This window comes from Streptacidiphilus jiangxiensis (assembly GCF_900109465.1).
GTDB classification, from domain to species: domain Bacteria; phylum Actinomycetota; class Actinomycetes; order Streptomycetales; family Streptomycetaceae; genus Streptacidiphilus; species Streptacidiphilus jiangxiensis.
Genome location: NZ_FOAZ01000035.1, coordinates 1 through 24,717 on the forward strand (window position 1 = coordinate 1; position 24,717 = coordinate 24,717).

24 protein-coding genes and 5 tRNA genes are annotated in these 24,717 nt (G+C 72.1%); 15 read left to right on the forward strand and 14 right to left on the reverse strand.

Annotated features, from left to right (window positions below; genetic code table 11):
- Nucleotides 1-23 precede the first annotated feature (23 nt).
- The 3 genes from BMY61_RS39225 to BMY61_RS39235 all read right to left on the reverse strand — a co-directional run bounded on the left by BMY61_RS39225 (nt 24) and on the right by BMY61_RS39235 (nt 277).
- Nucleotides 24-95: transfer RNA gene (locus BMY61_RS39225), tRNA-Val, on the reverse strand.
- A gap of 1 nt (nt 96) precedes the next feature.
- Nucleotides 97-170: transfer RNA gene (locus BMY61_RS39230), tRNA-Cys, on the reverse strand.
- A 34-nt stretch (nt 171-204) separates the two neighbouring features.
- Nucleotides 205-277, reverse strand: a tRNA-Gly gene (locus BMY61_RS39235).
- A gap of 224 nt (nt 278-501) precedes the next feature.
- On the opposite strand from BMY61_RS39235, the gene BMY61_RS39240 reads away from it, so the two are divergent.
- The 3 genes from BMY61_RS39240 (at nt 502) to BMY61_RS39250 (ending at nt 3,517) form a co-directional block, all read left to right on the forward strand.
- On the forward strand, nt 502-1,515 hold the full coding sequence (locus tag BMY61_RS39240; protein ID WP_042453247.1) for a chorismate-binding protein: 1,014 nt from the start codon (nt 502-504) through the stop codon (nt 1,513-1,515).
- 285 nt (nt 1,516-1,800) lie between these two features.
- Entirely contained in the window at nt 1,801-2,622 is an 822-nt protein-coding gene (locus BMY61_RS39245) for an aminotransferase class IV (RefSeq protein WP_042452954.1), read from the forward strand.
- A gap of 52 nt (nt 2,623-2,674) precedes the next feature.
- Nucleotides 2,675-3,517, forward strand: coding sequence for a GNAT family N-acetyltransferase (locus tag BMY61_RS39250; protein ID WP_042452957.1), 843 nt, complete (start codon nt 2,675-2,677; stop codon nt 3,515-3,517).
- 13 nt (nt 3,518-3,530) lie between these two features.
- Here the strand turns inward: BMY61_RS39250 and BMY61_RS39255 are convergent, their stop codons facing one another.
- Nucleotides 3,531-4,019: a DsbA family protein gene (locus tag BMY61_RS39255; protein ID WP_052439039.1), complete on the reverse strand. Its 489-nt coding sequence runs from the start codon at nt 4,017-4,019 to the stop codon at nt 3,531-3,533.
- A gap of 65 nt (nt 4,020-4,084) precedes the next feature.
- Between BMY61_RS39255 and BMY61_RS39260 the strand changes: the two genes are divergently transcribed.
- Nucleotides 4,085-4,534, forward strand: a complete 450-nt coding sequence (locus BMY61_RS39260) for a hypothetical protein (RefSeq protein ID WP_052439040.1) — start codon at nt 4,085-4,087, stop codon at nt 4,532-4,534.
- Here BMY61_RS39260 and BMY61_RS39265 read toward each other — a convergent pair.
- The 3 genes from BMY61_RS39265 to BMY61_RS39275 all read right to left on the reverse strand — a co-directional run bounded on the left by BMY61_RS39265 (nt 4,515) and on the right by BMY61_RS39275 (nt 6,905).
- A complete protein-coding gene (locus BMY61_RS39265) occupies nt 4,515-5,660 on the reverse strand; it encodes a low temperature requirement protein A (protein WP_042452966.1) in 1,146 nt (381 codons plus the stop codon). The genes BMY61_RS39260 and BMY61_RS39265 overlap by 20 nt on opposite strands.
- Nucleotides 5,657-6,250: a CGNR zinc finger domain-containing protein gene (locus BMY61_RS39270; RefSeq protein ID WP_042452968.1), complete on the reverse strand. Its 594-nt coding sequence runs from the start codon at nt 6,248-6,250 to the stop codon at nt 5,657-5,659. The genes BMY61_RS39265 and BMY61_RS39270 overlap by 4 nt, the downstream gene beginning before the upstream one ends.
- Before the next feature lie 241 nt (nt 6,251-6,491).
- The gene (locus BMY61_RS39275) at nt 6,492-6,905 is read right to left on the reverse strand and encodes an SsgA family sporulation/cell division regulator (protein ID WP_034091203.1); all 414 of its coding nucleotides are present in this window, start codon (nt 6,903-6,905) and stop codon (nt 6,492-6,494) included.
- Between the two features lie 286 nt (nt 6,906-7,191).
- Between BMY61_RS39275 and BMY61_RS39280 the strand changes: the two genes are divergently transcribed.
- Nucleotides 7,192-7,263, forward strand: a tRNA-Val gene (locus tag BMY61_RS39280).
- Between the two features lie 98 nt (nt 7,264-7,361).
- On the opposite strand, the gene BMY61_RS39285 is transcribed toward BMY61_RS39280, so the two are convergent.
- Nucleotides 7,362-7,799, reverse strand: a complete 438-nt coding sequence (locus BMY61_RS39285; protein ID WP_052439041.1) for an isochorismatase family protein — start codon at nt 7,797-7,799, stop codon at nt 7,362-7,364.
- Nucleotides 7,800-7,905: 106 nt separating this feature from the next.
- Here BMY61_RS39285 and BMY61_RS39290 point away from each other — a divergent pair.
- A tRNA-Val gene (locus BMY61_RS39290) sits at nt 7,906-7,977 on the forward strand.
- A gap of 46 nt (nt 7,978-8,023) precedes the next feature.
- Here the strand turns inward: BMY61_RS39290 and BMY61_RS39295 are convergent.
- On the reverse strand, nt 8,024-8,749 hold the full coding sequence (locus BMY61_RS39295) for an exonuclease domain-containing protein (RefSeq protein WP_042452971.1): 726 nt from the start codon (nt 8,747-8,749) through the stop codon (nt 8,024-8,026).
- Nucleotides 8,750-8,960: 211 nt separating this feature from the next.
- On the opposite strand from BMY61_RS39295, the gene BMY61_RS39300 reads away from it, so the two are divergent.
- From BMY61_RS39300 to BMY61_RS39315, 4 genes are all read left to right on the forward strand, one after another.
- Nucleotides 8,961-9,524: a DUF4365 domain-containing protein gene (locus BMY61_RS39300; RefSeq protein ID WP_042452974.1), complete on the forward strand. Its 564-nt coding sequence runs from the start codon at nt 8,961-8,963 to the stop codon at nt 9,522-9,524.
- A gap of 83 nt (nt 9,525-9,607) precedes the next feature.
- On the forward strand, nt 9,608-10,873 hold the full coding sequence (locus tag BMY61_RS39305) for a hypothetical protein (RefSeq protein WP_143094745.1): 1,266 nt from the start codon (nt 9,608-9,610) through the stop codon (nt 10,871-10,873).
- Nucleotides 10,874-11,065: 192 nt separating this feature from the next.
- Complete coding sequence (thrS, locus tag BMY61_RS39310; RefSeq protein WP_042452980.1) at nt 11,066-13,042, forward strand: threonine--tRNA ligase; 1,977 nt, start codon at nt 11,066-11,068, stop codon at nt 13,040-13,042.
- A gap of 79 nt (nt 13,043-13,121) precedes the next feature.
- Nucleotides 13,122-13,667: an HIT family protein gene (locus tag BMY61_RS39315; RefSeq protein ID WP_042453250.1), complete on the forward strand. Its 546-nt coding sequence runs from the start codon at nt 13,122-13,124 to the stop codon at nt 13,665-13,667.
- A gap of 3 nt (nt 13,668-13,670) precedes the next feature.
- On the opposite strand, the gene BMY61_RS39320 is transcribed toward BMY61_RS39315, so the two are convergent.
- The 3 genes from BMY61_RS39320 to BMY61_RS39330 form a co-directional block, all read right to left on the reverse strand.
- Nucleotides 13,671-14,321, reverse strand: a complete 651-nt coding sequence (locus tag BMY61_RS39320; protein ID WP_082015302.1) for a YidC/Oxa1 family membrane protein insertase — start codon at nt 14,319-14,321, stop codon at nt 13,671-13,673.
- Between the two features lie 65 nt (nt 14,322-14,386).
- On the reverse strand, nt 14,387-14,701 hold the full coding sequence (locus BMY61_RS39325) for a DUF6412 domain-containing protein (protein ID WP_042452983.1): 315 nt from the start codon (nt 14,699-14,701) through the stop codon (nt 14,387-14,389).
- 1 nt (nt 14,702) lies between these two features.
- Nucleotides 14,703-16,334 carry a hypothetical protein gene (locus BMY61_RS39330; protein ID WP_042452986.1) on the reverse strand — a complete coding sequence of 544 codons (1,632 nt, stop codon included), beginning with the start codon at nt 16,332-16,334 and terminating at the stop codon, nt 14,703-14,705.
- A gap of 123 nt (nt 16,335-16,457) precedes the next feature.
- On the opposite strand from BMY61_RS39330, the gene BMY61_RS39335 reads away from it, so the two are divergent.
- Complete coding sequence (locus BMY61_RS39335; RefSeq protein WP_042452988.1) at nt 16,458-16,862, forward strand: thiol-disulfide oxidoreductase DCC family protein; 405 nt, start codon at nt 16,458-16,460, stop codon at nt 16,860-16,862.
- A gap of 127 nt (nt 16,863-16,989) precedes the next feature.
- Here BMY61_RS39335 and BMY61_RS39340 read toward each other — a convergent pair whose 3' ends face one another.
- Nucleotides 16,990-19,140 (reverse strand): elongation factor G-like protein EF-G2, encoded by a 2,151-nt coding sequence (locus BMY61_RS39340; RefSeq protein ID WP_042452991.1) that lies wholly within the window; start codon nt 19,138-19,140, stop codon nt 16,990-16,992.
- A 268-nt stretch (nt 19,141-19,408) separates the two neighbouring features.
- Between BMY61_RS39340 and pgsA the strand changes: the two genes are divergently transcribed.
- The 3 genes from pgsA to BMY61_RS39355 are packed head-to-tail and all read left to right on the forward strand — an operon-like array spanning nt 19,409 to nt 22,169.
- Entirely contained in the window at nt 19,409-20,080 is a 672-nt protein-coding gene (gene pgsA / locus BMY61_RS39345; RefSeq protein WP_042452994.1) for a phosphatidylinositol phosphate synthase, read from the forward strand.
- Nucleotides 20,077-21,018, forward strand: coding sequence for a phosphatidylinositol mannoside acyltransferase (locus tag BMY61_RS39350; RefSeq protein WP_042452997.1), 942 nt, complete (start codon nt 20,077-20,079; stop codon nt 21,016-21,018). The genes pgsA and BMY61_RS39350 overlap by 4 nt, the downstream gene beginning before the upstream one ends.
- Entirely contained in the window at nt 21,015-22,169 is a 1,155-nt protein-coding gene (locus BMY61_RS39355) for a glycosyltransferase family 4 protein (protein WP_042453000.1), read from the forward strand. Before BMY61_RS39350 ends, BMY61_RS39355 begins: the two co-directional genes overlap by 4 nt.
- 172 nt (nt 22,170-22,341) lie before the next feature.
- Here BMY61_RS39355 and BMY61_RS39360 read toward each other — a convergent pair whose 3' ends face one another.
- Nucleotides 22,342-23,340: a DUF2332 domain-containing protein gene (locus BMY61_RS39360; protein WP_042453003.1), complete on the reverse strand. Its 999-nt coding sequence runs from the start codon at nt 23,338-23,340 to the stop codon at nt 22,342-22,344.
- Nucleotides 23,341-23,439: 99 nt separating this feature from the next.
- Between BMY61_RS39360 and BMY61_RS39365 the strand changes: the two genes are divergently transcribed.
- On the forward strand, nt 23,440-24,675 hold the full coding sequence (locus tag BMY61_RS39365; protein WP_177240406.1) for a citrate synthase: 1,236 nt from the start codon (nt 23,440-23,442) through the stop codon (nt 24,673-24,675).
- The last annotated feature ends 42 nt before the right edge of the window (nt 24,676-24,717 follow it).

Below are 24,717 nucleotides of genomic sequence, written 5' to 3' on the forward strand. Positions count from 1 at the left end.
TGCACGACCCCCGAGGGGGCCAGTGCGCGATACTGGGATTGAACCAGTGACCTCTTCCGTGTCAGGGAAGCGCTCTCCCGCTGAGCTAATCGCGCATGGAGGTGGAGACGGGATTTGAACCCGTGTACACGGCTTTGCAGGCCGTTGCCTCGCCTCTCGGCCACTCCACCGAGGCGGGGGGTTGACAGGCAACCCCCTACTCAGAGCGGACGACGGGATTCGAACCCGCGACCCTCACCTTGGCAAGGTGATGCTCTACCAACTGAGCCACGTCCGCGTGATCTCCGGTTGGCTTCCCGCTTTCTTTCTGCGGTCCGCGTCCCGGCGACGTGTTGAACTCTAGCGGATTCCGGGCCCAGCTCAAATTCCGTATCCCCTGCATGCCGGATCGGGGCTTCCGGCCACAGGCGCTCCGGCCTGCGGAGACCTAGACTTCGGCCACCGCCGCAATCGCACAGGAGTCAGTACAACGTGACCCAGCAGCCCCTCCACACCGATGCCATGGCCCGCTTCGCGGGCCGGGTCGCGACCGGACTGCTGGAGGTCAGCGACGATCCGGGGGTTCTCGACGGCACCGGTTTCTGGGCGGTCGTGGCGGATTTCGAGGGCCGGATCACCTGCGCCCGGTTTGCCGACGTCCGCTCCGAAGAAACGATTCCGCAGACGGATCCCGGCGGGTGGCTCGGCCCCTCCCGCTCCGCGTGGCACAGCTCGCTCGACCGCGACGCCTACACCGCCGGCGTCCGCCGCGTTCGCGAGCACATCGCCGCCGGCGAGGTCTACCAGGCGAACCTCTGCCGGGTCCTGAGCGCGGACCTGCCCGATCCGGCCCGCGCGGACGTGGACGCGCTGACCGCGCGTCTGGCCCACGGCAACCCCGCGCCCTACGCGGGCACGGTCCGCCTGCCCGAGCACGGCGTCGAGGTGGCCTCCGCCTCCCCCGAGCTCTTCCTCCGCCGTGACGGCCGGGTCGTCCTCTCCGGCCCGATCAAGGGCACCGGCCGCACGGAGGCGGATCTGCTGGAGAAGGACTTCGCCGAGAACGTCATGATCGTCGACCTGGTCCGCAACGACCTCGGCCGCGTCGCCGTGACCGGCAGCGTCACGGTGCCGGACCTCTGCGCGGTGGAGAAGCACCCCGGTCTGGTGCACCTCGTCTCCACGGTCCAGGGCGAGCTGCGCCCCGACGCGGGCTGGCCGGACCTCTTCGCCGCGACGTTCCCGCCCGGCTCGGTCACGGGCGCGCCCAAGCGCAGCGCGCTGCGCATCATCGAGGCCCTGGAGACGGCCCCCCGCGGCCCCTACTGCGGCGCGGTCGGCTGGGTCGACGCGGACCGCGGCGTCGGAGAACTCGCCGTCGGCATCCGCACGTTCTGGGTCGAGCGCGGACGGGACACGGCGACGGTCCGCTTCGGCACGGGCGCGGGCATCACCTGGGGGTCGGATCCGGATCGCGAGTGGGACGAGACGGAGCTCAAGGCATCCCGCTTGGTCATGCTGGCCTCACAGGGGTAGTGGCACTCTCCAGGGGCGCGGGGAACTGCGCGACCAGCCACCGTGGGCCTTGAGATCCCGAGCGAGCAGGGCCATTCGCTCGTCGGTGGTTTCTCGCGCAGTTCCTCGCGCCTCTGGAGAGTGCAACCACAGGTGGCAGCAGATGGGGGCCTGGTCGCGCCCACGCTGGTGGCACCTCCCGGCCGAAGGCTGGGGGAGGAGCCGCAAGTCCGCAGAGCCTCGCGCCCCTGAGGTGGCTGCAACTTCCCGTCTAGGATCATCATGCTGAGCGAGAGGAGAGCGACCGTGCGGATCTGGGTCAACGGTCGGCTGGCCGACGCCGCAGAGGCGACGGTCAGCGTGCTGGACCACGGCATGACCGTCGGCGACGGGGTGTTCGAGACGGTGAAGGCCGTCGACGGGCGGCCTTTCGCGCTGCGGCGGCATCTGGACCGGTTGGAGCGCAGCGCCCGCGGGCTGGGGCTGCCGAGCCCCGACCGGGCCGAGGTCGAGGCCGCGTGCGCCGCCGTGCTGGAGGCCAACCCCGTCGCGCTGGGGCGCCTGCGAATCACCTACACCGGCGGTGTCGCGCCCCTCGGCTCCGACCGTGGTGACGCGCCGACCACGCTCGTCGTGGCCGTCGGTGCGACCCCGCGCCGACCCGACACCGCCGCCGTGGTGACCGTTCCGTGGACCCGCAACGAGCACGGGGCGACCGCTGGGCTCAAGACCACGTCCTACGCCGAGAACGTCGTCGCGCTCGCCCGCGCCCACGAGTACGGCGCGAGCGAGGCGGTGCTCGCCAACACGGTGGGCCGACTCTGCGAGGGGACCGGTTCGAACGTCTTCGTCGTGGTCGGCGGTCGCCTGCTCACCCCGCCGCTGACCTCCGGCTGCCTCGCGGGCGTCACCCGCGCGTTGGTGCTGCAGTGGACCGACGCCGAGGAGGCCGACCTGCCGTACTCCGTGCTGGAGGAGGCCGAGGAGGTGTTCCTGACCGGAACCCTGCGCGACGTGCAGGCGATCTCCCGGATCGACCAGCGGGAGTTGCCCGGAGCGCCCGGTCCGGTCACGGCCAAGGTGATGGAGATCTTCGCGGACCGCGCCGCGGCCGACCTCGAGCCCTGACGAGCCCTGACGAGCCCTGACCCGCACGAACCGTCGAGCGAGGGAGCCCTGCGTGACCACGACCCTGCGTCCCACCGGTCCCGAGCGCACCGACGGGAGCGGCAGCCGGGAGCGCGCGTACGCGATCTGCGTCAACGGCCGCGCGGCCGGCACCGTGACGGTGACGGCCTGGCCGGACGGGGTGGGGCAGATCGCGGACCTGTTCGTCGAGGAGCGCGGGCGCGGCCGTGGGCGCGGCACGACGGCGGTCCTGGCCGCCGAGGAGATTCTGCGCGCATGGGGCTGTTCCCGCGCCGAGGGGACGATCGTCGGGGACGAGCGGGATCCGGAGGTCGCCGCCCGGTTGCTGCGCTGGACGCAGTCGCTGGGATACGCGCTCACGGCGCGCAACATGGTCAAGGACCTGCCGGTCACCCCGCCGGAGCTGCCGCCGGGCCTGACCGGTCGGCCGCTGACGGCGGAGGAGTTCCCGGTCTGGGCGGCGGCGCACCGGGAGGGGTACGTCGGGATACTGATCGAGCACACGGGGCTGTCGCCGGAGCAGGCCGAGGCCAAGTCCCTGGCGGACCACGCGAAGCTGCTCCCGGACGGGATCGACACCGCCGACGTCTCGATCCAGCGGCTGCTGGCCGACGGCGCGTCGGTCGGCACGGTGTGGGTCAGCTCGGCGGACTCCGAGGCGCGGCCGCCGTTCGTCTACAACGTCCGCGTCGAGGAGGCGTTCCGCGGCCGCGGCCATGGTCGGGCCCTGATGCTCCTGGCCGAGCAGGTCGTCATCGCCGCCGGGCGCGACCGGCTCGGCCTCAACGTGCATGCGGGCAACGTGCCGGCCGAGCGCCTCTACGAGTCGCTCGGCTACCGCACCTACCGCTGGGCGGTCGCCAAGCAGCTGTGAACCCGCACGGGTCTCAGCCGAGCAGCGACTCGATGCGGTCGCGCAGACCGTCCTGGCTCTTCGAGCCGTCCAGGAGCTTGCCCGCGACCACGTAGCTCGGAGTGCCCTTGACCCCGATGGCCTTGCCCTCGGCGTGGTCGGCCTCGACCGTGAGGCTGTGCCGGCCGTCGATCAGCGCGGTGTCCAGTTCCTCGCCGTCCAGGCCGAGCTCGCCCGCGAGCTCGACCAGGAAGCCGGTGCCGCCGCGGTCCAGCTCCTCGATACGGGACAGCAGCGCCTCGACATAGGGCCAGCCCTGGCCCTGGACGAAGGCCTCCTCCGCCGCCTCGGCCGCCGCGAAGGCGAACTTGTGCTTCTCGAGCGGGAAGTGCCGCAGGACGATGTCGACACCGTCACCGTGGGCGGCGCGCAGGGCGCGGACGTCGCCGAGGGCCGTGGCGCAGTCGGGGCACTGCAGGTCGCACCAGAACTCGACGGTCCGGGGCGCGGAACTTTCGGTCATGGTCGCAAGTCTCCCATTGTGGGAAGGATGGAAGTGCAGCGGAGCCGCAGAAGGAGAGCAGGATCATGACAGCGACCATCTGCATGGCACTCTCGGCGATCGGCATCGTGATCGCGGTGCTGACCGCCAGCCGTGGGCGGACCCGGGCCGCGCTGCGCTGGCTCGCGGTCGCGCTGGTGCCGACAGGCCTGTATCTGACGGGGCTGATCACCGTCTTCCACACCATCGGCTCGACCCTGGTCCACTGGGCCACGCACCTGGTCTTCGACCCGAAGGTCTGGGTCGGCGTCGCGATGCTGGCCGCGACCGTGCTGATCCTGCTGGGGACGGGGGTTCGGTTCGGCCGGGGCAAGCGACGCGGCAAGGAGCAGGGTCAGGTGCCGGCCGGCGGTGGCAAGCCGAGCGCGCCGCCCGGACGCCCGGCGGGGGCCGCGCTCCCGGCCAAGAGCAACCCGACCGCCGACCTGGGCGACTTCTCCGACGTGGAGGAGATCCTCAAGCGCCGGGGGATCTGAGGCCGGGCACGCGTGGCCGCCGCTCCCAGGCGACCAGGCCGACGAGCAGGGCCGTCGTCACCGCCAGCGCCGTGCCGCCGCCGGCAAGACGCAGCGCGGGGATGCCGGCGGCGAGGACGGCCGCGGCCGTGACCAGGCGGCGCACCGGCCAGTCGCCGGAGAGGACCCGGTGGAAGGCGGACATTCCGGCCAGGTAGAGCGCGACGCCGAGGGGGAGCAGCACGGCGGGCAGTCCGTGCAGCGGGTGGCGGAAGGCGTCGATCGCCTGCTGCATGCCGACGGCCGACACGGCGATGCCGAAGATCAGGAACAGGTAGGCGTAGCCGAACGACCACAGCGCCGCCCGCGGCCGCTCCGCGGCGGGGAGCCGCTCCAGCAGGGCCGAGCTGGCCTCCTCCTCGCGGTCGAAGTAGAGCCACCACATCGCCGCGCTGGCCGCGAGCGCCAGCAGTGAGCCGACCAGCACCGTGGTCAGGTCGTCGAGGTGGCTGGCGGCGGCGCCGACCTCGGTGATGGACTCGCCCAGCACGATGATCACGGCCAGTCCGTGCCGCTCGACGAAGTGGCCGACGCCGACCGTGAAGCCGCCGAGGCCGGAGAGGTAGGGCGTCACCCACTCCATCGCGCAGGCCAGCGCCCACACCCACGCCCGCTGCTCGGCCGGGACGAAACCGGCGGCGAGCACGACCAGCGCGCTGGCCAGGTTGAACGGGCCGATGCGCAGGATGCCGCGCCGACCGGAGGTGTGCTTGAACCCGAAGAAGTGGACCAGCACCACCACCAGGTAGGCGGCGCCGAAGACGACCGCCCAGGGTCCGGGCCCGACCGCTCGGGGCACGGCCTGCGACATCACGAAGAAGCCGGCCGTGCCGAGGAGCAGCAGCAGCCGGGGCCCGGTGCGGTCCAGGTCGAGGGCGTTGGTCAGCCAGGCGTAGCCGCCGTACATCCACCAGGTGATCGTCAGCAGCAGCGCGGAGCGGGTCAGGCCGCCGAGGTCGGGGTGGTCGACCAGGACCGTGGCGATCTGGGTGATGGTGAAGACGAAGACCAGGTCGAAGAAGAGCTCCAGCGACCGCACCGACTCCGCGGGGCCGGCCCCGACCTCGGATGATGCGTCCTGCGTCACGACCCGACGCCGACGCCGCCACGCTCGGCCGTCACCGGCGGGGCGGTGCGCTGGCGCGCCCGGTAGGCGGCGACGTGGAGCCGGTTGCCGCAGGTGCGACTGTCGCAGTAGCGCCGGGAGCGGTTGCGGGAGAGGTCCACGAAGACCCGGACGCAGTCCGGTGCCTCGCAATGCCGCAGCCGTTCGCGCTCCCCGGCGACGATCACCATCGACAGCGCGATCCCGGACTCCGCCCCGAGCCGGTCGGCCAGGGCCGCGCCGGGGGCGAAGTAGTGGACGTGCCAGTCGTGGCCGTCGTGGTCGGTGAGCCGCGGGGTCGTCCCGGCGCGCGCGATCATCGCGTTGAGCAGCTCGGCGGCGTCACGGGTGCTGGTCGCGTCGAGCACGTCCCAGAACCGCTGCCGCAGCCGGCGCACCGCCTCCAGGTCGCCCTGGGTCAGTTGCCCGACGTCGCTCAGCTCGCGCCGGACGACGAAGCCGCGCAGCGCGGCGAGGTCGGGCAGCCCCTCGTGCCCGCAGGCCTGGGGGGAGGTGTTGAGAAGTTCCACCAGCACGTCGAGTGCGCACTCGGTGTCGTGGGTGATCAGCACGGCGGGGCTCCTGGCTCGTCCGTACGTGGCGCGACTGGTTGCGCAGACTCTACAGCCCACGGCGAGAAGTGGTTCATGTCCACGCCGAACCGCCGACGATCATGCCGCCGCACATGACGACGCCGCCGCGACCGGTGGGTCGCGGCGGCGTGCCGTGCTGGCGCGCCCCCGAGTCAGCACGCCTGCGCATCCGTGTGCGGTATGTGGGTCACCGACGCCCGGGTCGCGGGCGCCGGGTGCCTCAGCTCTCGGCCAGGATGTGGCTCAGCTCCCTGTCCAGGTCGAAGTGGCGGTGCTCCGTCCCCGGCGGGACGGCGGCGTCGGTGCGCTTGAGGAAGGACTCCAGCGCGCGCGCCGGGGCCTCCAGCAGGGCTTCTCCTTCCGGAGAGCTCAGGGCGATGCAGACGACTCCCTGTCCGTGGCTGCGTGAGGGCCACACCCGGACATCGCCGGTCCCGGTCGGCCGGTGCAGCCCCTCCGCGAGGAGGTCGCGGGCGAACACCCAGTCGACGGTCTCGTCGGCGCCCGTGTGGAAGGTGGCGTGCACGGCATAGGGGTCGGCCGTGTCGTAGCGCAGCCCCGCCGGAACGGGGAGGGAAGACTCGCTCGACACGATGAGGCGCAGGTGCAGCTCGCAGCTGACCGTGGTGTTCATAAGCGCCAAGGCCTTTCGCTCAGTGTGCGCTCGGGGATCGCACGTCGGCGAACGGACCATCCCACCCTCAGGCCCGGTGTAAACCCGTCTGTCCGGATTAGTGCGCTGCGAGTACCCCATCCGGCCCATCAGTCACAGGTGTCACACCCGTCACAGATTTGGGTCCCGAGCAGCGGAAATCGGTCGTTCAAGGACGGATCAGTGAGTGGTTTTCAGCCACGCGGGCTGCCGGCCGCCGGACGTGCCGGAGCACGGTCCGGCATGCGGTAGTGTTTTCCCTGCACCCGGGCGATTAGCTCAGTGGGAGAGCGCTTCGTTCACACCGAAGAGGTCACTGGTTCGAACCCAGTATCGCCCACCCGGATGTAAAGGCCCGCAGGTCAACGACCTGCGGGCCTTTCGCGTTCGCCAAATTCCCTCGGTTGGCCCAGCCCGGTCCTCAGCCCGGTCCACAGCTCAGTCGAAGGGGAGCGCGTCCGCGCCCGCGATCACCGTGCCGGCCGTCGCCAGCTCGTGTTCGACCCGGATGGCCGCGTCCGGGGCGTAGCCCTCGTGCGCGCCCGAGGCCAGGACGACGCGGTACCCGCGTTTCAGCGCGCCCAGCGCGGTGGCCCGGACGGCCTCCTCGCTCCACACCCCGGCCAGCGCCACCCGGCAGCCGGCCGGCAGCGCGTCGGTGAGCGCCGAGCCGAGAAAGGCGTCGTCGGCGCCGTGGTCGATCACCTGCTCCTGCGGCCAGGAGCCGAAGAGCAGCTCCTGCCCTCCGGTGCGCAGGTGCACCACGGCCGCGCCCTCGTTGCGGGCGCGGTTGAGCAGTGCACGCAGGGCGGTGTGCACGGAGGGGGTGAGCAGCATGTCGCGCTGCGCGTCGATCAGGACGAGCACGGTGGGCATGGTTCGAAGGTAGCACTGGTGTTCGAATGATTCGAGGCGAAGCGCCGGGTTCCGGGTGCGGTTTTTCGGCATCGGCCCAGGCAGTGCTAATGTTCTCTGCGTGCCCGGGCGATTAGCTCAGTGGGAGAGCGCTTCGTTCACACCGAAGAGGCCACTGGTTCGAAACCAGTATCGCCCACCCGTGCAAGGCTTGAAGGCCCCTCAAGTGAGGGGCCTTCAGTCGTTCATGCCGCGTGTTCCAGGGGGAGTCGCAGCGGCCAGGCCGTTTCGACCGGTGTCGGGGTGCCGCTGCGGGCGAACCACCGTTCCAGCCCCCGGGCCTGGGCCGCGTGCCAGACCGCCTGGCGCAGGTGCAGCTCGGCGGCGCTGAGACCCTCCAGCGCGCCGCGGTGACGCCGCCCTATCGCCCGGGACAGCTCCAGCGCCGCCGTCGCGTCGGCCGCCGCGTCGTGCGCGTCGGTCAGGGCGACCCCGTAGTGCTCGCACAGAGCGGTCAGGGTCCGGCGACCCTTGCGGTAGCGGTCGACATGCCGGTCCAGTACCCACGGGTCGACCACCAACAGTGAACCACCGGACGTGTACTGAGCAAGCGTCAGTCCCCGGTGCCGGCGCAGCTCGCGGTCGAGCAGGGTGAGGTCGTAGGGGGCGTTCATCACCACCAGCGGACGGCCCGCCCGCGCGTTTTCGGCCAGGGCTCGGGCGATCGCCTCGACCGCCGTGCCGGGAGCGCCCCCGTGCTCGCGCGCCCACGCGTCCGTCAGCCCGTGCACGGCCGTGGCCTGCGCCGGGATCGGCAGGCCCGGGTCGATGACCCAGTCCCGTCGCAGCAGCGGCCCGCCGGGCGTCTCCTGGACGACCAGTGCGGCCGTCACGATCCGGTCCTGCTCGACGTCCACCCCGGTCGTCTCGGTGTCGAAGGAGGCGAGAGCCCCCTCGTACCAGAGCGTCATCCCCGACCCCCTGTCCTGCGTCCTTCCATCCCCGCAGTCCCGGCCGGACCGCGAAGTGCTCACGATCGGGTGATACCCGGTCACTTTCCGCACTCAATCCTCGATCTGCGGGCGGATCTCCGTTTCATGCCACCGGCGGCTGGAAAAACCGGAGTTGACGGGGTGTCCGGGACCGGACGGGCGTCCCCGTCGCCCACCGAGAGCGGCAGTGATGGCATTCTCCCTGCCCGAGCCGGTCGAGCGACCGGACGACGGGCGCACCCTGCGCGGCCAACTGGCCGTCACGTCCTGCATGGAGACGCTGCAGGTCGGCTACCTGCACGCGGTGGCCGCCGCGGCGGGCTGCGCGCTGGCCTCGCCCTTCCCGGACAACGGCATCGACTGGCACCTGAGCCACGGCAGCCCACTGCACGTCGAGGACGACGAGGTCACCATCAAGGTCCAGCTGAAGTGCACCTACCAGATCGCGCCGAATCCGACCGGACCGTCCTTCAGCTTCACGCTCGACAACGAGCACCTGCGCAAACTCGCGCACCCGCGGGTCGCCGTCCACAAGATCCTCGTCGTCATGCTGGTCCCACGTGAGGTCGACCAGTGGCTGCTGGCCCTGCCCGACCGGCTGGAGCTGCGGCACTGCTGCTACTGGGTCAACCTGGCCGGCCATCCGGTCACCGGGCGGCGGCGGACGAATGTCCGGATACCGACTCACCAGGTCTTCGACGATCGCGCGCTGTGCGCCATCATGGCGCGTGTGGGGGCAGGCGAGCGGCCCTGATCGATCCGGTCCAGGGCTCCGGGCCGCCGAGAGGCGGCCATCGAGCGGTGAGGCAGCACCCACCGGCGCGGGAGGCGAAGGGCGTGACAGCCAGGCGTGACACCACGGCAGACGAGGTGACCCCCGTGGCGCGCGCCGCCGTACGCGCGCGGGGACCCCGCGCGCCCCACGCGGACCCCGACACCGCCGCCGACGAGCCCGCCGTCCCCGACGCCACCCGGGTCGACCCCGACGTGCTCGCCACACTGCTGGCCCGGCACGGCTGGATCCGTCGCGGCGGTTCCGGCGGCCGCTACAGCCGCTGGGCGCCGCCGAACGACCAGGAGCCGGACACCAGCCTCCTCGTCCCCGCCGACCGCGGCTTCGACGACAGCGTCGACCTGCTGGAGGAGAGCCTCAGCACCCTGGCCCGCTCCGGTGTTCCCTCCGCCCGCGCCATCCTCGCCGCGCTGCTGGTGCCCGGCGACGAGATCCACTGGCGTCGCGAGGTGCCCGGCGTCGGCGGAGCGGTGCCGTGGGGAAGCGAGACCGAGCTGCGCGAGGCCGCGACCGCGATGCTGGCCGCCGCCGCGAAGGCCGGCCGCGCCCGCTGCGCCTACTACGGCGCCCGCCTGGACCGCTACGCCGCCCGCTTCCTCGACCGTGTCCTGGTCGTCCCGCCCGGCACCGGCGCGGGACTGCTCACCGCCTACACCCCCGCCCCGACCGACCGCCCCGCCGCCACCACCCTCGTCCTCGCCCTGGAGGCGCTGCGCGAGGCGGTCGACCTGCAGCGGGCCACCGGGCAGCAGGAGGCCTTCGACAACGGCGTCCGTCTGGGCCTGAGCCACGAGCTGATCTCGTCCGTGGTGCTGCTGGTCCGCGGCAGCGAGGGGGCGCGGATCAGCCTCCACTGGTCCGCGCAGGTCGGCCCGCCCCCCGGCTTCGGCAGCCGCCGCCCCGCGGTCGAGTTCTCCCCGGGTGATCTGCCGGCCCTGGAGGCGGCGGCAGCCCGCCTGGAACGCAGCGAACCCGCCGTCGACGTCGAGCTCACCGGCGCGGTGGTGCGCCTCAAGCGGGCGGTGCCGGGTGGCGAGGGCGTGGTCCGCCTGCGCGTCCTGAGCGGCGCGGAGGTCGACGAGGTCCGTATCCGTCTCGGCGACGCGGACTACCGGGTCGCCGTGGGTGCGCACCTGGACGGCACGGCCGTCCGGGTCCGCGGCCGCCTGGAACGCAAGGGCGGCTTCCGCCGCCTCGGCGCGGCCCACGACGTGACCGTGGTCGACCTCGACGACGCGGAACGCGAACGCCTGGCGAAGACCCTCCGCCTCCGCGCAGGCCTCGCCTCCGGCGAGGACGAGACGGATTGATGCCCTGCCCGGGGGCGCGAGGAACTGCGCGAGAAACCCTCCGGAGGCGGATGGCCCTGTCCGCTCGGGATCTCAATGCCCGGGGTGGCTTGTCGCGCAGTTCCTCGCGCCCCCGGGGGTAGTGCGACTTCCCGGGTAACATCGTGCTCGCGCAGCGTTCCCGCTGCTTCTTCCGAGAGTCAGGAGAGTCCGGTGTCGGACGTCCGTGTGGTCATCAGTCGCGAACCCGATCGGGAAGACCGCGTGGTGACGACGGGCACGACGGCCGCCGAGCTCTTCCAGGGCGAGCGGGCCGTCATCGCCGCCAAGGTCGCCGGCGAGCTGAAGGACCTCACCTACGTCGTCCAGGACGGCGACGAGGTCGAGCCCGTCGAGATCACCAGCGAGGACGGCCTCAACATCCTGCGCCACTCCACCGCGCACGTGATGGCCCAGGCCGTGCAGGAGGTCTTCCCGGAGGCCAAGCTCGGCATCGGTCCGCCGATCAAGGACGGCTTCTACTACGACTTCGACGTCGAGAAGCCGTTCACTCCCGAGGACCTCAAGGTCATCGAGAAGAAGATGCAGGAGATCCAGAAGCGCGGCCAGCGCTTCCAGCGCCGCGTGGTGACCGAGGACGCCGCCCGCGAAGAGCTGGCGAGCGAGCCGTACAAGCTGGAGCTGATCGGCCTCAAGGGCTCCGCGTCGACCGACGACGGCGCGAACGTCGAGGTGGGCGGCGGCGAGCTGACCATCTACGACAACCTGGACGCCAAGACCGGCGAGCTGTGCTGGAAGGACCTCTGCCGCGGTCCCCACCTGCCGAGCACCCGCCTGATCCCGGCCTTCAAGCTGATGCGCAACGCCGCCGCCTACTGGCGCGGCAGCGAGAAGAACCCGATGCTGCAGCGCATCTACGGGACCGCCTGGCCGTCCAAGGACGAGCTGAAGGCGTACCTCGACTTCCTGGAGGAGGCCGAGAAGCGCGACCACCGCAAGCTCGGCTCCGAGCTGGACCTCTTCTCGATCCCCGAGGAGATCGGCTCCGGCCTCGCGGTCTTCCATCCCAAGGGCGGCATCATCCGCCGCGCCATGGAGGACTACTCGCGCAAGCGGCACGAGGAGGCGGACTACCAGTTCGTCTACTCCCCGCACGCCACCAAGGGCACCCTCTTCGAGAAGTCCGGCCACCTGGACTGGTACGCCGACGGCATGTACCCGCCCATGCAGCTCGACGAGGGCGTGGACTACTACCTCAAGCCCATGAACTGCCCGATGCACAACCTGATCTTCGACGCGCGTGGTCGCTCCTACCGTGAGCTGCCGCTGCGCCTGTTCGAGTTCGGCACCGTGTACCGGTACGAGAAGTCGGGCGTCGTGCACGGTCTGACCCGTGCCCGCGGCTTCACGCAGGACGACGCGCACATCTACTGCACCAAGGAGCAGATGGCGGACGAGCTCGACTCGCTGCTGACCTTCGTGCTGGACCTGCTGCGCGACTACGGCCTCAACGACTTCTACCTGGAGCTCTCCACCAAGGACCCGGAGAAGTACATCGGGTCGGACGAGGTCTGGGAGGAGGCGACCGAGACGCTGCGCAAGGCCGCCGAGAAGCAGGGCCTGCCGCTGACCCCGGACCCGGGCGGCGCCGCCTTCTACGGCCCGAAGATCTCCGTCCAGGCCAAGGACGCGATCGGCCGCACCTGGCAGATGTCGACCATCCAGGTCGACTTCAACCTGCCGGAGCGCTTCGACCTCGAGTACACCGCGCCGGACGGCTCGCGCCAGCGGCCGGTCATGATCCACCGCGCGCTCTTCGGCTCGATCGAGCGCTTCTTCGCGGTCCTGCTGGAGCACTACGCCGGCGCCATGCCGCCGTGGCTCGCCCCGGTCCAGGCCGTCGGCATCCCGATCGGCGACGCCCACATCGAGTACCTCCAGGAGTTCGCCCGCGAGGCGAAGGCCAAGGGCCTGCGGGTGGACGTGGACGCCTCCAACGACCGGATGCAGAAGAAGATCCGCAACCACCAGAAGCTGAAGACCCCGTTCATGGTCATCGTCGGCGACGAGGACATGGCGGCCGGCACGGTCTCCTTCCGCTACCGCGACGGCTCCCAGGAGAACGGCATCCCGCGTGCCGACGCCCTGGCGAAGCTCGTCGACGTGGTCGAGCGACGGGTGCAGGTGTAAGAAGCAGCCAGCTCTGATCAGGCACTGAGTAGGTGAGGGCGGTCCCGACGGGGCCGCCCTCACGTCTATGCTGATCAGCATGACGACGGAGCCGGAGCAGCAGTACGGAGCGGGTGCCCCCGACGGATTCGGGCGCCTGTGGACCCCCCACCGGATGGCGTACATCCAGGGCGAGTCCAAGCCCACCGGACCGCTGCCCGACGACGGCTGCCCGTTCTGTGCGATCCCGGCCATGACGGACGAGGACGGCCTGATCGTCCGTCGCGGCGTGCACGCCTACGCGGTGCTCAACAAGTACCCGTACAACGGTGGCCACTTGATGGCGGTCCCGTACCGGCACGTCGCCGACTACACCGAGCTGACGGCCGAGGAGACGGTCGAGATCGCCGAGCTGACCAAGCAGGCCATGACCGCCCTGCGTGCCGCGTCCGGCGCCCACGGCTTCAACATCGGCATCAACCAGGGCTCTGCGGGCGGCGCCGGCATCGCCGCCCACCTCCACCAGCACGTGGTCCCGCGGTGGGGCGGCGACACCAACTTCATGCCCGTGGTCGGACACGTCAAGGTCCTGCCGCAGATGCTCGGCGACACCCGCAAGCTCATCGCCGACGCCTGGCCGGAGTAGGCGCTACATCAGCAGGGCGCGCTCGCCGAAGGTCCACGCGGTCGTCGTGAGCAGGTAGAGCGCGCCGGCCAGCGGGAGCAGGGCGGCGAACACCGCGGTGCCGAACGGCAGCAGCGCCGGCAGATGCGGGCTCTGCGGCGAAAGGCGCCGGGTGCGGCGGTAGTTGAGGTAGCCGAGAACCAGCAGCCCGAGCAGGATCGCGCCGAACACCGGAGCCGTGGACACCCCGGCCGCCAGGTGGGCGCCGAGCGGCACGCCGAGCAGCGTGTGCGCGAGCAGCGCCTGCCCGCTCGGGTCGGCGACCCCGGTGAAGACCCGGTACATCACCGAGAAGACGGGGATCTGCAGCAGCATCGGCAGGCACCCGGCGAGCGGCGAGGCGCCCTCCTCCCGGTAGAGCACCGAGAGTTCGCGCCGCATGCGCTCGGGGTCGCGGGCGTGCTTCTTCCGCAGCGCGGCGGCGTGCGGGGCGAGCCGCGAACGGACCTTCTCACCGCGGGCGGCGGCCCGCGCGAACGGGTGCAGCAGCAGCCGGACACCCACGGTGAACAGCACCACGGCGAGCGCGCCCGGGACCAGGTGGGAGAGTGCGCCGACGAACTGCGCGGCCTCCCGGGCGATCGGATCGAGCAGGGAGAACGGGGAGATGTGCATGACGGAGGAACCCTTCGACGGCGTGGGACAAGGACGCGGAAGGGCGGTACGGACAGCAGGTGAGCTCAGCCGGTGACCGCCCGCAGGCGGGCGGACGGTGCTCGGGGGCGCCGGCGGCCCCGAGCGTCGGGGTCGCGCTGCGGCATGAAGGCGGTGTGCCACGCGTATTCACGGCGCTGCGCCGGGGCTCGGGCGGCGCCGACGCCCGCGAGGACCCGGATGCGCCCGAGCACGGCCCACCCGGCGGCGGACCCCACGACCAGCGTGAGCATGGCGCCGGCGGCGAGCACGAGCAGCGGCCCCTGCGAGGGCAGCAGCAGGTGCAGCAGCAGCTGCACGAGCAGCGCCGGCGCGGTGAGACGAGCGGTCAGGGCGCGCACGTCAGTCGGCGTCGTAGACGTCGGCCTTGCCCGGGCGGATGCTCTGGACCTCGCCGCTGAGCATGAGCGAGCGGGCCTGGAAGCGTTCGAGGTCGACGTCGTGGTCCGCGAGGAGCTCCATCGTGGCGGCGTGGCAGGCGCGCAGGAACGGGGTGGCCACGCGGATCGCGTCGTCGGCCATGAAGCGGTGGCCCCACGGGCGGGTGGCCCAGGCGTGCCGCAGGCCGAAGGGCTCGGGGAGCTTGACCGAACCGCCCAGGTAGTTGAGCAGGCCCTGGCTCCAGGTGAAGGGCGCCCGGGTGGCCAGCCGGACCACCTCGGCGTTGGTGACGATCGGGAGGGTGATGGTGCGCTCCTCCCAGAACTTGCCGGTCTTGGCGACGGTCTTCTCCGGCGGTGCGGCCTTCTTGGTGAAGAGCCCGTGCACCGGGCCGAGCGCGTGGCCCGTCACCTCGATGCGGAGCGTGTTGTGCAGCACCGTGACGGTCGCCATCAGCGTGATGACCAACTGGCCGTTCCACAGCACGAACTGCGCGCCCACGTAGTGCCGGGGCCCCTGCCCGAAGGTCTGCTTGTCGGCGAGCTCCGTCACCGAGAACGGCCGCATCCGGTGGCCGTCCATGTCCGGGCCCGAGGGCCGGGAGATCTCGTCCGCGCTCTCGCCGATCGGCAGCAGCACCCAGTGGTCGACCATGACGTGCGGGATGCCGCCCTTGTCGACGGCGCTGCGCCCGAACCGGTGCAGGTGCTCCTCGATCTTGCGGACCACGTCGTTGTTGTGGAACGGGCGGATCTCGGCGTGCCCCTCGGCCGGCGTCAGCTGCTCGGCCAGGCTCCACGACGCCCAGCGCGGCCCGAGACCGAGGATGCCCTTGGGTCCGGCGTAGTGACCGATGTTGGTGTCCTGCTCGGCCAGCATCTCGGCGAGGCGCTGCCGCTGGTTCTCCGCCTTGTGGTCGTCCGGCCCCTTGGGCACCGCGCCCGGCACGGTCGGCCCCATGGCGGTGCCCTCCAGCAGGCCGTTCCACCGGGCGCGCAGCTTCTCCGCCGTGTTCAGGCAGATCCGCCGGGACACGTACCAGCCCACCAACGGCACGATCGTCATCACCCGCAGGTACAGGCCCCAGAACCCGGTGACGGACCCCGGCCGCCAGGCCAGCAGGGCGGCGATGAGCACCACCACGACGATTCCGGCGTTCTGCGTCAGCTCGCGGCTCTTCTCGGGCGCGCGCCGGGCCAGCTCGAAGACGATCAGCCACAGCAGCGTGCCCGGCAGGAAGAGCAGCCCGAAGACCGCGGACACCAGCGTCAGCTGCTTGTCCCGCTGGTGCCGGACGTCCTCGGCCTCGAGTGCGTGCTCCACGACGATGCGCGGCTGCACCCCGTAGGACGGCACGATCGGCTTGCGCTTGGCGCCCAGCGTGCGGCGGATCAGCGACTCGCAGAAGGCCTCGCCCAGGTTGGGCGAGAGCAGCTTGATCCGCCCCGCCTTGGACTTGGTCTCCGGGTGGAGGTCGATCAGCTGCTGGAAGTCGCCGTCCCGGTAGGCCATGGAGGAGAGGGACGTGGTGGCGCCGTACCCCGGCGAGGGGTCGGTACGGAGCACCTGGGGCCCGAAGGGTCCATCGCTCATCGTCGCGCTTCCTCCCCTGAAGGCGTGTCAACGGGCGTGCACTGTCAGCGTATCGCTGTGGATCACACCATGTCAGCGGGTTGTGGCACCAGGAGTCTCAGGGGGACCTGCAAGAATGTCCGTATGGACATCACTGCGGGCACGCCGGTGCTCGTCTTCGACGGCGACTGTGCGTTCTGCACGTCGACCGTGCAGTTCGGCGAGCGCCTCCTCGGCACGGACGGCTGGGCGTCGATCCCGTTCCAGTTCGCGGACATGGACGCCCTCACCCGGTTCACCGCGGGAGCGGCGACGGCCGAGCGCGCGAAGCGCGAGGTCCTGTGGATCACCCCGACGGGCAAGGTCCACGGCGGCGCGGACGCGGTCGCCAAGGTGCTGCTGCGGCAGGGCCGGCTGCCGTGGAACGTCCTGGGCGCGGCCATGCGCCTTCCCGGCGTCCGGAACCTGGCCGAGGTCGTCTACCGCCTGGTCTCGGCGAACCGCGACCGCCTCCCGGGGGGGACCCCGGCCTGCGCGATCCGGCGGTAGTTGCACGATCCAGGGGCGCGAGGAACCGCACGAGCAACCACCGGCGTGCGGATGGTCCCCGCTGGACAGGTCCATCCGGCCAGGGTGGCTTGTCGCGCCGTTCCCCGCGCTCCTGAGGTGGGTGCAACTACTTCTCGGCTGCCTTCAGCACCTTTGTCGCGATCGCCTCCGGCAGGGTCTCGTGACGGGCATAGGCGCGCGTGAAGCTGCCGGCGCCGTGGCTGATGCTGCGGAGGTCGACCGCGTAGCGGACGATCTCCAGTTCGGGGACCTCCGCGTGGACCGCGGTCCTGCCCCCGCTGCCGACGGGCTCCGTACCGAGGACGCGGCCGCGGCGGCTGGAGAGGTCGCTGAGGACCGCGCCCACGTACTCGTCGGGGACGAGTACGTGCACCTCCGCCACCGGCTCCAGCAGGCGCACGTTGTTCGTCGCGGCCTCCCGCAGGGCCAGCGCGCCGGCCGTCTGGAACGCGGCGTCGGAGGAGTCGACGGAGTGGGCCTTGCCGTCGACCAGCGTGACGCGCACGTCGACCAGCGGGAAGCCCGCCGCGACGCCGCGGGCGAGCTGCGCTCGGACGCCCTTCTCGACCGACGGGATGAACTGGCGCGGCACCGCGCCGCCCACCACCTTGTCGACGAACTCGAAGCCCGCGCCGGTCGGCAGGGGCTCGATCTGGATCTCGCAGATCGCGTACTGCCCGTGCCCGCCGGACTGCTTCACGTGCCGGCCGCGCCCGGTCGCCGGACCGGCGATGGTCTCCCGGAAGGGGACGACGTAGTCGACGGTGTCGATGTGGACGCCGAACCGCCCGCGCAGGCGCTCCAGCATGACGTCCGCGTGGGCCTCGCCCATGCACCACAGGACCAGCTGCCGGGTCTCCGGGTTCTGCTCCAGTCGGAGCGTCGGGTCCTCCGCCGCGAGGCGGGCGAGGCCCTGGGAGAGTTTGTCCTCGTCGGCCTTGCTGTGGGCGGCGATGGCGACGGGGAGCAGCGGCTCGGGAAGGGCCCAGTGGTCCAGGCCGACGTGGTGGTCGGGGAGGCTGAGGGTGTCCTCGGTCGTGCCGTGGGCCAGCTTGGCGACGCAGACGATGTCGCCCGCCACGGCCTGGGCGACCGGTCGCAGCGTCTTGCCGAAGGGGGAGGACAGCGCGCCGACGCGCTCGTCCGTGTCGGCGTCGGCCATGTGGACCTGGCCGTCGGGGCGCAGCGTGCCGGAGAAGATCCGGCACAGGGTGAGGCGGCCGACGTAGGGGTCGCTGGTGACCTTGAGGACCTGCGCGGCCAGCGGTCCGGCCGGGTCGCAGACGAGCGCTGCCTCGCCCTCGTGGACGGGGGTGACGTGCTCGACCGGCGAGGGGAACGCCGAGGTGATCAGCTCCAGCAGCTCGGCCGTGCCGACGCCCTCCTTGGAGCCGTCGGCGGCCGGCAGGACGGCGATGACGGGGTGGAAGTGGCCGCGGGCGACCGCGCTCTCGAGGTCGTCGATGACGGTCTTGGTGTCGATGGACTCGCCGCCGAGGTAGCGGTCCATCAGCGACTCGTCCTCGCTCTCGGTGATGACGGCCTCGATCAGCCGCCCCCGTTCGGGGTCGATCGCGGCGGCCAGCTCGGCATCGGCGTCGGCCTCGACGCGCTTGCCGCTCGCGTAGTCGTAGGTGTGCCGGCTCAGCAGGCCGACCAGTCCGGTGACGGTGGGTTCGCCGTCGGAGCCGGGGGCGCCCTCGCGAAGCGGCAGGTAGAGCGGCAGGACGGATTCGGGGGCGTCGAACGCGAACGCCTCCCGGCAGCGTTCGACGGTGGTGTCGAAGTCGGCCTGGGGGGCGTCCAGTTTGGTGACGAGCAGGGCCCGGGGCATGTTCACGGCCGCGCACTCGTCCCACAGGCCGCGGGTGGTGCCGTCGATCTCCTCGTTCGCCGGGACCACGAAGAGCGCGGCGTCGGCGGCCCGCAGGCCCGCGCGCAGCTCGCCGGTGAAGTCGGCGTAGCCGGGGGTGTCCAGCAGGTTGATCTTGAATCCCGCGTGTTCCAGCGGGACGAGTGAGAGTTGGACCGAGCGCTGCTGGCGGTGCTCGATCTCGTCGTAGTCGGAGACGGTGGTGCCGTCCTGGACCCGGCCCGCCCGGTTGATCGCCCCCGTGGCGAGGGCGAGGGCTTCGGCGATGGTTGTCTTCCCTGCTCCGCTGTGGCCGACCAGCACCACGTTCCGAATCTGCTCGGGCCGGTCGGCCGACGGTGCCCTGCCGGCGGCCCCTGTGGTGTGTGTCGATTTCTCAGCCATGATCGGATCTCCTCCCGCACACGCGCTTGAGAGACGCCACGGGGCCCGCGCCGGGTGAGCTGGACGAGGTCAGTGATGTGACGCAGGTCACCCGCGGTACTTTGGAGCCTCCCACTCTGTTCGCCGCAGGTCCATACGCCGGTCAGGTGCAGTCGGCCGATAGCATGACGCACACCTGGACAATGCGCGTCCGGACACCCTGCGCACCGCGCCGGGCCCGCCAGACGCCCCCGCCGGAACCTGCCTGAACGGAGCGGTCGGAAGACCCATGCTCAACAAATACGCCCGAGCCTTCTTCACGCGCGTCTTCACCCCTCTCGCGGCCTTCCTGCTGCGCAAGGGCGTCAGCCCGGACGCGGTCACCCTGGTCGGTACCGCCGGGGTGGTGGCCGGGGCGCTGGTGTTCTTCCCGCGCGGCAGCTTCTTCTGGGGCACGATCGTCATCACCGCGTTCGTCTTCTCCGACCTGGTCGACGGCAACATGGCCCGCCAGGCCGGGCGCTCGGGCCCGTGGGGCGCGTTCCTCGACTCCTCGCTCGACCGGGTCGCCGACAGCGCGATCTTCGGCGGCATCGCCATGTGGTACGCGGGCAAGGGCGACAACCTGCTGCTCTGCGCGGTGACGGTGTTCTGTCTGGCCAGCGGCCAGGTGGTGTCCTACACCAAGGCCCGCGCCGAGAGCCTCGGCCTCAAGTGCGACGTCAACGGCGTCGTCGAGCGCGCCGAGCGGCTGGTGGGCACGCTCGTCGCGGCCGGCCTGGCCGGGCTGCACGAGTTCGGCGTGCCGGGCATCCAGTGGCTGCTGCCGATCGCCCTCTGGTTGGTCGCCGTCGGTAGCCTGATCACGGTGTTCCAGCGGGTCCTGACCGTCCGCCGCGAGGCGGCGGAGCTCGCGGAGCTCACTGCGGCCGAGAGCGCCGCGACCGGGGAGGCGCAGTGAAAAAGGACGACCTGACCTATCTCGCCTACGCCGCCGGCTGGGGGCTGGTCAAGCGCCTGCCCGAGCCGGCCGCCGACGCGCTGTTCCGCCGCATCGCCGACGTCGCCTGGAAGCGGCAGGGCAAGAGCGTGCTGCGCCTGCAGTCCAACCTGCGCCGGGTCCGCCCGGACCTGGACGATGCGGGTGTCCGCGAGCTGAGCCGCGAGGGCATGCGGTCCTACCTGCGTTACTGGTGCGAATCCTTCCGGATGCCGGTGTGGAGCGAGGAGAGGGTCCGCGCCTCCTTCGACCCCGAGCACATCGAGCGCCTCGACGACACCCTCGCCGCCGGGCGCGGCGTCATCCTCGCCCTGCCGCACATGGGCAACTGGGACCTGGCCGGCGCCTGGGTCGTGGAGCGCGGCTACCCGTTCACCACCGTCGCCGAGCGGCTCAAGCCGGAGAAGCTCTTCGACGCGTTCGTCGCCTACCGCGAGGGCCTGGGCATGGAGGTGCTGCCGCTCACCGGCGGCGCCCACACCATGGCGACGCTGGCCAAGCGGCTGCGCGCGGGCAAGCTGGTCTGCCTGGTCGGCGACCGTGACCTGTCCGCCTCCGGCATCGAGGTCGACTTCCTCGGCGAGAAGACCCGGATGCCGGCCGGCCCGGCGGCGCTGGCGGCGCAGACCGGCGCCGCGCTGCTGCCCGTCACGCTCTGGTACGACGAGACCAGGACCATGCGCGGCTGTGTCCACGAGGAGGTCCTCGTTCCCGAGGAGGGCAGCCGCCGCGAGAAGACCGCCGCGATGACGCAGGCCATGGCCGACGTCTGGGCCGTCGGCGTGCGCGAGCACGCCAAGGACTGGCACATGCTCCAGCGCTTCTGGCTGGCCGACCTCGAGCCCCGCCCGGAGTCGCACCCCGACAGCGACGCACAGCCCGTGGAGGCCCAGGCGTGAGGATCGGCATCGTCTGCCCGTACGCGTGGGACGTCCCCGGCGGGGTCCAGTTCCACGTGCGTGACCTGGCCGAGCACCTGATCGGCCTCGGCCACGAGGTCTCGGTGCTCGCCCCCGCGGACGAGGACACACCACTGCCGCCGTACGTCACCTCGGCCGGGCGTGCCGTCCCGGTGCCCTACAACGGCTCGGTGGCGCGCCTGAACTTCGGCTTCCTCTCGGCCGCGCGGGTGCGCCGCTGGCTGCACGAGGGCAGGTTCGAGGTGCTGCACATCCACGAGCCGGCCACGCCCAGCCTCTCCCTGCTCGCGTGCTGGGCGGCCACCGGTCCGATCGTGGCGACGTTCCACACCTCCAACCCGCGCTCGCGCGCCATGATCGCCGCGTACCCGATCCTGCAGCCCGCGCTGGAGAAGATCTCCGCCCGGATCGCGGTCAGCGAGTACGCGCGCACCACGCTGGTCGAGCACCTCGGCGGCGACGCCGTGGTCATCCCCAACGGCGTCGACGTGGACTTCTTCGCGAGCGCCGAGCCGCGCGAGGAGTGGCAGGGCGACACCATCGGCTTCGTCGGCCGCATCAACGAGCCCCGCAAGGGCCTGCCCACGCTGCTGGAAGCGCTGCCGACGATCTTCGCCGCCCGCCCGCACGCGCGGCTGCTCGTCGCCGGCAAGGGCGACGAGGAGGAGGCCGTCAAGGACCTCCCCGCCGAGGTGCGCGAGCGGATCACCTTCCTCGGCATGGTCTCCGACGAGGACAAGGCGCGACTGCTGCGCAGCGTCGACGTCTACGTCGCACCGAACACCGGCGGCGAGAGCTTCGGCATCATCCTGGTCGAGGCGCTGTCGGCGCGCGCGCCGGTCGTCGCCTCCGATCTGGACGCCTTCCGACAGGTCCTGGACGGCGGCTCCAGCGGCGAGCTGTTCCCCGTCGAGGACGCGGAGTCGCTGGCCAAGACGGTGCTGCGGCTGCTCGCCGACCCGGACCGCCGCGAGGCGCTGCGCGACACCGGCTCGCGGCACGTCCGGCGCTTCGACTGGTCCACGGTGGGCGCGGACATCCTGGCCGTCTACGAGACGGTCGCCACGGGCGCGGCGGCCGTCACCGACGCCGAGCCGGCCGGCGGCTGGCGCTCCCGCCTGGGGCTGTAGGGCCTGTCGGACAAGGTGTTGCCGCAGCGCCCTGATCGTCTGCGCCGTCCGCACCTGGTCCCGTCGGAAGTCGCGGTAGCCGCTCACCGGGTCGACGAACGCCGGCACCAGCACGCCGGGTGACCGTGAGGCAGGTTTCTCCTGTCCACGGCTCCGACTGTGCCGTCCCGGGTCACCCGAGAGTCAAGTGCGGCGGGAACCAGTCCAGGCGTTCGCCGTGCGGGCCGGTGAAGGCCTGCGGCTCCCCGTCGAGGGACAGGACGAAGACGCCGCGGTCGGTCGGCGCCGCCTGGGACAGGCGTGCGTCGACCTCCGGCAGGACGCCCGGGGCCTCGTTGGAGATCCAGCGGCACGGGAGCTCGCGCACCGCCGCGGTGAAGGCCTGCCGGGCCTCCAGCGGCAGGTAGGTCAGCACCGCGCTGTGGAAGACCACCGGCGTCGCACCGGCCGGCGCGGCGGCGACGAGCTCGGCGACGACGGCGTTGAGGTCACCGCGGACGATCCGCGCCGGTTCGGGCTCGGCCCGGGCCACGGACAGGGCCGCGCGCAGGCGGTCCAGCCGCTGCTGCTGACCCGGCCAGACCAGGCTCTCCAGCCAGCGCGCGTCATCCGGCGCGGCCGGGTCCAGCGGGCTGAGGTCCACGCCAGCCCGGGAGGCGACCCGCGGCAACTCGCCGGGGAACGGGACCGGGCCGGTCGTGGCGCAGTCCAGCGTCACCGGGCTGCCGTCCGCGCCGAAGGTCGAAGCCCGGTCGTAGCGGTACCGGTAGCGGTCCGGGTAGAGGCACAGCCCGGCCGACGCGCCCACCTCGATCAGGGCCAGCGGCTGCGGCAGCGCCGCGAGCAGCGGCAGGAGCGTGGCGCAGCGGCCCGCCTCGTTGGTCTGCGTCGCCCGGGCCAGCATGACCGCGCGGACGCGCGCCCAGTGCTCCAGCGTCCAGGCGAGGAACGCCTCACCGGACGCGCTCGGCCCGCCGAGGTACCGCACCGCCGCCAGCAGCAGGTTCGGCTGCCGCTTGATCGGCGGCAGGGCGAGCAGCCGGTCCAGCAGCTCGGGCGACTCCGCGACGGCCGCGCTGACCCGCTCGTACGCGGGGGAGTGGGCGCGGGTGTGGACGTGGGCGAAGCTGCGGTAGGCCTCGGCGGTCGCTTCCAGCTCGCTGGTCGTCATGGCGGCATCCTCCTGCTCGGCGATGCTTGCCAATCTCGTCCCGCCCGTCCATAGTTGTCAACGTTGATCCACTCAATCAATATACGGAGCGTGAGTGCGATGGTCGCCGAGGGCATGCTGACGACGCAGCAGGCGGCGGAGCGGCTCGGCGTCAAGCCGCAGACGCTCTACGCCTACGTCAGCCGGGGTCTGGTCGCACGCGTGCGCGCCGCTGACGGCAAGGGGAGCCTCTTCGCCGTCGCCGACATCGAGGCACTCGCCGACCGCAGCGCGCCGGCCCGGGGCGAGGCCCCGGCCGCACCCGCGATCCGCACCGAGCTGACCCTGCTGGAGGACGACCGGCTGTTCTACCGGGGCCGCGACGCCACCGTCCTGGCCGAGCGGTCGACCTTCGAGGCGACGGCGGTCTGGCTGTGGACCGCCCGCGACGAGCCGCGGGCGCGCTTCGTGCCACCCGCCGAGCGGCTCGCGGCGGCCGCACGAGCCGGTGCCGACGCCCTGCCCGCCACCGCGCGCGTCGTCGACCGCTTCAAGGCCGCCGTCGTGGCCGCGTCCGTGGCGGACCCGCTCAGCCTCGACCTGCGCGCCGACAGCGTCGTCGCCACCGGCCACGCCCTGGTCGGCGCGCTGTTGGCCGCGGTGCCGGAGCGCGCTCCGGTGGCCGGAGAGGGCGTCGCCGAACGCCTCTGGGCCCGGCTCACGGACGCGCCCGCGTCCGAGTCCGCAGCGGGCCTGCGCGCGCTGGAGGCGGCGCTGATCCTGCTCGCCGACCACGACATCGCCACCTCCACGTACGCGGCGCGCCTGGCGGCGTCGACGCGCGCCGATCCCTACGCGGTGGTGACGGCCGGCCTCGCCGTCCTCGACGGCCCCAAGCACGGCGGCGCGGGCGCCCTCGCCCGGCGCGTGCTCGTGCGCGCGCACGAGACGGACCCCGTCACCGCGCTGGCCACGACGCTGCGGGAGGGCGGCTCCGTCCCCGGTTTCGGCCACGTCCTCTACCGCGCCCACGACCCGCGCGCGGAGACGCTGCTGCGGTTGACCGCCGCCCTGCCGGATCCCCACGGCTTCCTCGCGGTGGCCACCGAACTGATCGCGGTGGCCCGCGACCGCTTCGGCACCTTCCCGGCGGTCGACTTCGCCCTGGCCCTCCTCTGCGAGCTGTGCGCCTTCCCGGCGGACGCGGAGGAGTCGATCTTCGCCCTCGCCCGCACGGTGGGCTGGATCGCCCACGCCCTCGAGGAGTACCGGTCCACCCCGATCCGCCACCGCCCGGCAGGCGTGTACACAGGGCCCCGTCAGGGGCGCGAGGAACTGCGCGAGCAGCCAACCTGAGCGGATGGCCCTGCGCGTTCGGCCCGCCAACTGCGTGGGTGG

Bases quoted from the DNA above. Each gene is read 5' to 3' on its own strand.
- BMY61_RS39330 (WP_042452986.1), bottom strand. From the start codon at position 16,334: ATGAGCGATGGACCCTTCGGGCCCCAGGTGCTCCGTACCGACCCCTCG.
- BMY61_RS39360 (WP_042453003.1), bottom strand. From the start codon at position 23,340: ATGACGACCAGCGAGCTGGAAGCGACCGCCGAGGCCTACCGCAGCTTC.
- BMY61_RS39340 (WP_042452991.1), bottom strand. From the start codon at position 19,140: ATGGCTGAGAAATCGACACACACCACAGGGGCCGCCGGCAGGGCACCG.
- BMY61_RS39285 (WP_052439041.1), bottom strand. From the start codon at position 7,799: ATGCCCACCGTGCTCGTCCTGATCGACGCGCAGCGCGACATGCTGCTC.
- BMY61_RS39335 (WP_042452988.1), top strand. From the start codon at position 16,458: ATGGACATCACTGCGGGCACGCCGGTGCTCGTCTTCGACGGCGACTGT.
- BMY61_RS39260 (WP_052439040.1), top strand. From the start codon at position 4,085: ATGACAGCGACCATCTGCATGGCACTCTCGGCGATCGGCATCGTGATC.
- BMY61_RS39315 (WP_042453250.1), top strand. From the start codon at position 13,122: ATGACGACGGAGCCGGAGCAGCAGTACGGAGCGGGTGCCCCCGACGGA.
- BMY61_RS39275 (WP_034091203.1), bottom strand. From the start codon at position 6,905: ATGAACACCACGGTCAGCTGCGAGCTGCACCTGCGCCTCATCGTGTCG.
- pgsA (WP_042452994.1), top strand. From the start codon at position 19,409: ATGCTCAACAAATACGCCCGAGCCTTCTTCACGCGCGTCTTCACCCCT.
- BMY61_RS39365 (WP_177240406.1), top strand. From the start codon at position 23,440: ATGGTCGCCGAGGGCATGCTGACGACGCAGCAGGCGGCGGAGCGGCTC.
- BMY61_RS39300 (WP_042452974.1), top strand. From the start codon at position 8,961: ATGGCATTCTCCCTGCCCGAGCCGGTCGAGCGACCGGACGACGGGCGC.
- BMY61_RS39320 (WP_082015302.1), bottom strand. From the start codon at position 14,321: ATGCACATCTCCCCGTTCTCCCTGCTCGATCCGATCGCCCGGGAGGCC.
- BMY61_RS39295 (WP_042452971.1), bottom strand. From the start codon at position 8,749: ATGACGCTCTGGTACGAGGGGGCTCTCGCCTCCTTCGACACCGAGACG.
- BMY61_RS39255 (WP_052439039.1), bottom strand. From the start codon at position 4,019: ATGACCGAAAGTTCCGCGCCCCGGACCGTCGAGTTCTGGTGCGACCTG.
- BMY61_RS39240 (WP_042453247.1), top strand. From the start codon at position 502: ATGGCCCGCTTCGCGGGCCGGGTCGCGACCGGACTGCTGGAGGTCAGC.